Genomic DNA, 4,525 nt, shown 5'->3' on the forward strand with positions numbered 1-4,525 from the left:
CCGGCAGAACAAAAACAGTGCAACCGTCCCAAATAACCGAAAGATCATCCCCATCCCGGAAGCCAGCACAAAATCACCAAACGGATCGGCCGACTGACGAGAACCTGACTGACTCGCTGCACCTCGAGAACCCAATCGCGACTTGATCGCCTTGGCCCACCGCAGACACAGCCCGGGCAACATCGACACCAATGCGATCATGCCACTCATCAAAGCGACAAAAAATACATCGCCACTACGATCGGCGTCCCGAAGCCCAACCACTGCCATCGCGATTGCTGTCGCAATCAACCATGCAGCGACCACCCAACCCAACGTCTGCCGATACAAATCGGAAACGTCCGGAGAACTTGGCGATCGTCGAGTTGGAGTTAGGATCGTCACGTCTTTTTCAAAAGTTTACTCAAAAGCGAAGTCAACTTCGCTTCCAACATACGGTCATCAGTATTCGCAGGGTTGTACCGCTTGGCTGGTTTTCACCAATTTTGGGCGATACTCAACGATTTAGGCCGTCGGCCAGCAATCAGGACTGGGTCGAGGAGGCTTTGACGACGAACCGTGTCATTGCCAACCCAAACCCCAACATCGTGCTCAACGCAGTGGCGTACATTTGATCGTGGTTTCGCCAAGCGTCGATCCAATAACCGATGCCGGCGAACAGCAGTGTAATTCCAGCGAGCTCCATCCCGAGACCGACAAAACGGAGCCACACAGCGCCTCCGCTTGCGTTTTTTTCCGCAACCGGTCCGGGTGTGACATCGACCTTGTCGACCATCCTTTCCTTGGGGATTGACTCGTCATCGGAACCGGAAGGGCTTTTTTCTGGATTCACCATTGGGCCTGACCGTTTCCCCTATGACGTCGTCTTTGCCGGCTCTGCCGATTCGCGGTTTTGCGAAGCTGCTTTAACTCGACGTGCACAGTGTGACTGAGGAATCGAGAACCACCAGAGGCAGCGACGGATCGCCGCACCTAAAAATGTCACAAAAGGACAACTCTCTTGACTGGGGTGCCCTGAACGGGACGGATGCCCGATTTCCCAGCGCAGCCAGCTTTCGATCCCGTCGCAACCCACTCTCGATTGCTGGCAACTTGTTTCAAAATGAGACACCTTCCGTTTGCACCAGCGGCGGTTGTCCGCAAAAACACGCCTCCACAAGACCCCGCAGGATGCAAACAGCTACCCCCCGTCGTCAAAAAGGCACCTGAGTGACCGACGCGACACTCATAACCCACCGAAACATAGGAGACATAGGAAATATAGGAAGCCGATTGTGTTTACGTTTACCAATCCAATTTTCCCAATTATCCTTAGGAAAACGCGATTTCCGGCAACGATTCGGATTCTTTTACCAGTCCGCATCTAGAACTTCCGCCATCCCCTTGCCATAATGTTTCAGGGGATGATTGTCCCATTGTGGCCGGATAGGCACGCGTCAACAGGCACTCGAAACCATAATAAATATCGGATTCCAGAAGCCACAGAGACGCCCTGCAGTGGTAAAACCATCCACTCAAGTGGAGCGAATCGCATTTTGAGACAGCTTTAACTGTTTTCAGGGTACCGGTTTTCGAAGCGAGCGGAAGCGAAGTCGAGCTGAAGCGAAATACGGAAAGTCGATGGCAACGAGGCAAGCGGATCCAAGGCCAGCGGCGTGAAAGAAGTGGAAGCGGCGTAGGAAGCGACGGACAAACGGTGTCGACGGCAACCACCGCCGGGTGGTGCAAGCTAGTCGTGATCAAAATCAATTATGAATTAGCTCCGTCTCAAAATTTGCGACGGGGTTTACAGCTTGGAGATGCAGGGTGATTAAAACGGCAGACCTTAAAGCGCAAACACGACGAGAATTGGCCGAATTAGCCAAGACCTACGGCGTATCAGGCTGGCACAGTATGCGAAAGGACGATCTTGTTACTGAGATATCGAAGGTCCAACGCAAACTGAGACGAAAAGCCGACTCCTCGAAGCCGGCTTCGTCTTCGTCAAAAAGCTCTGCTTCGTCGAAAAACGCAGCATCCAAGAAAACATCTAGCTCGTCCCGGTCGGCAAGCACAACCGCAGCGAAGTCCAAAGCAAAAGCGTCGGCGCCGATCAGCAAGGGGGCTCAAATTGCAGCCGCTCGTGCTCGCGCCGCCGCGGTCAGCGCCCAACGGTGTGCCGAAGCGCTCGACCAAAAAGAGCAGAAGGAACGCGTCTCGGCGAAAACCGCTCGCATTCGCGCCCAAATGCGTCGCCGCCGTGAAACGCTCGACCGCCATCGTGACCTGTCGACCGGCACGCTTGTCGGTGGGGCGGCTGTCGCCAACGGCTCTTCGCGGACGCGAAACGGCGAACCTCACCAAGACCGCGTCGTGCTGCTCGTGCGGGATTCGTACTGGCTGCAAGCAAACTGGGAAATCACCCGCGCCAGCGTTCAGCGTGCGGAATCGGCAATGGCCGAGCGATGGCATACTGCGAAACCGATCCTTCGTCTGCTAGCCGTAGGCGATGTGGCAAGCAACCAAGCCGAAAGTGTCGCTCGCGACATTCCGATTCACGGGGGCGTGAACAATTGGTACATCGACGTGGATGATGCACCTTCGAGATTTCGAGTCATCATTGGCTACTTGGCGGACTTTGGCGAGTTCTACACGATTTGTCGCAGCAATGTTGTCGAGACACCTCGTCCCGGCGAATGCGAACGATTGGACGAACACTGGAGCGATATCGCCGAAGATTACGAGCGAATTTACTCGCTGAGCGGTGGCTACGATCAAGACGCAGGCGACCTAAAAGAGGTGTTCGAAGAGCGACTGCACCGTCCGATGCCAAGCCGTGGCGACCAGGGACAAACCGTCGCTGACCCCAGCTTGCTGCGACAAACGAAGCTGCCATTCAAAGTCGATGCCGAATTGATCGTGTTTGGAAAAACGACTCCCAACGCCTCGGTCAATATCGCCGGTCGCCCCGTCAAACTACAAGAAGACGGATCGTTTACCGTTCGCATGCAATTGCCCGATAAACGCCAAGTGCTGCCGGTGACTTGCGAAAGCCGTGATGGACTAAGACAACGCACCACGGTGATCGCGGTCGAACGCAACACCAAGGTGATGGAAACCGTCGAAATCGACGATCGTTTCTAGTCTGAACAGCATCGAGTCAGCCCAGCTGACTGACGCCCCATTAAACTCTCTGCCCAGGACGGATTCCCAATCCGTCCTGTTTTTTTGTCCCGACACTCCCTCCTCCCACCGGAGCCGCTGCCTTGAAACCTTTCTCTGTCTTGCTGACCCTCTGCCTCGCCCTGCAAATGACGACTGCCGCTGTTTGGAGTGCTGACGACGAGTCAGCCGCAAAACCGTCCATCAAAGTACTGTTGATCACCGGTGGCTGCTGCCACGATTACGACTTTCAAACCAAAGCGATGCAAATGGCGTTCAAAAAGCGCGGCGTCGCCGTGAACTGGACGGTCATCAACGACGGCGGCAACGGCACGAGCGCCGAAATCGATCTCTACAAAAACCCCAACTGGGCCGAGGGCTTTGATGTCGTGATCCACAACGAATGCTTTGCCGCCACGACCAACCCCGACTACATTCGCAGCATCACTCGGTCGCATCATGCTGGAACCAACGCGGTGGTGATCCACTGTGCGATGCACACTTACCGCGACGCCAAGATCGACGATTGGCGAGAATTCCTGGGTGTCACCAGCCGCCGCCACGAGCATCAAAGTCACTACGCGGTCAACGTCGTTGCCCAAGACCATGTGATCATGAAGGGCTATCCAGATGGCCACAAAACGGCGATGGACGAGCTTTATGTGATAGAAAAGAAGTGGCCCAATATGACCGTGTTGGCCACCAGCAAAAGTGAGAAGACCGACCAGTCGCATCCCGTTTTCTGGACGAACACTTACGGCAAGGCTCGTGTCTTCGGCACCACCTATGGCCACTCGAACGAGACGTTCGAAGATGCGGTGTACCTCGACACGATCGTCAAAGGCACGCTGTGGGCAGCCGGAAAGCTGTGAGCTGACACGATTGCATCGGCGAAACTTGAAAGATGACGTTGATTGAAAAAGTAGCCATGTTCGTCAGAACGTGATCCACCGTCTGGCGACGGTAGCCACATCGAAGCCGACCACCGTATGGCGACGGTTGCTACATCGAAGCCGGCCACCGTCTAGCGATGGTTGCTACATCGACGGTTAAAAACTCGCTAGTTGGTGCTCTCGCGACGCATCGATGACTCGGCAATGATCTGAGTTGCATCGAGATTCAGAAACCCAGGAACCCAGGTGATCGACGAAATGTCGATCGCAACGCGAACGGTAATGATACCACTCGGCGTGCTCGTTTCGATCGAGGCGGGGACGGTTTCGACGGTTGCATTTTGAATCCCCATCAGAGCCAGTTCGTCATTCACTCGGTCGACGACGTCGCTTGTTGTTGCCGTCGGACGCACGGCGATTCTCGCCCCTTCGCGAGTCGCATGCGTGGCCGTTTGCTTGACCAACATCATTCGCCCGAGCTCAACTAAGCC

5 protein-coding genes are annotated in these 4,525 nt (G+C 55.1%); 2 read left to right on the plus strand and 3 right to left on the minus strand.

Annotation, left to right across the window (positions count from 1 at the left end):
* Both ABX962_RS31085 and ABX962_RS31090 read right to left on the minus strand, forming a co-directional pair.
* A partial coding sequence (locus ABX962_RS31085; RefSeq protein ID WP_372725414.1) for a hypothetical protein occupies positions 1-384 on the minus strand: 384 nt, incomplete at its 3' end.
* A 139-nt stretch (positions 385-523) separates the two neighbouring features.
* Positions 524-835, minus strand: a complete 312-nt coding sequence (locus tag ABX962_RS31090) for an AtpZ/AtpI family protein (RefSeq protein WP_372725416.1) — start codon at positions 833-835, stop codon at positions 524-526.
* A 971-nt stretch (positions 836-1,806) separates the two neighbouring features.
* On the opposite strand from ABX962_RS31090, the gene ABX962_RS31095 reads away from it, so the two are divergent.
* Together ABX962_RS31095 and ABX962_RS31100 are read left to right on the plus strand one after the other, a co-directional pair.
* Positions 1,807-3,123 carry a DUF4912 domain-containing protein gene (locus ABX962_RS31095; RefSeq protein ID WP_372725418.1) on the plus strand — a complete coding sequence of 439 codons (1,317 nt, stop codon included), beginning with the start codon at positions 1,807-1,809 and terminating at the stop codon, positions 3,121-3,123.
* 122 nt (positions 3,124-3,245) lie between these two features.
* Positions 3,246-4,013, plus strand: a complete 768-nt coding sequence (locus tag ABX962_RS31100; protein ID WP_372725420.1) for a ThuA domain-containing protein — start codon at positions 3,246-3,248, stop codon at positions 4,011-4,013.
* A 188-nt stretch (positions 4,014-4,201) separates the two neighbouring features.
* On the opposite strand, the gene ABX962_RS31105 is transcribed toward ABX962_RS31100, so the two are convergent.
* Positions 4,202-4,525 (minus strand): TadE family protein (locus ABX962_RS31105; RefSeq protein ID WP_372725422.1); only part of this gene is annotated, 324 nt, incomplete at its 5' end.

It is taken from the genome of Novipirellula sp., assembly GCF_041583735.1.
Classification (GTDB): domain Bacteria; phylum Planctomycetota; class Planctomycetia; order Pirellulales; family Pirellulaceae; genus Novipirellula.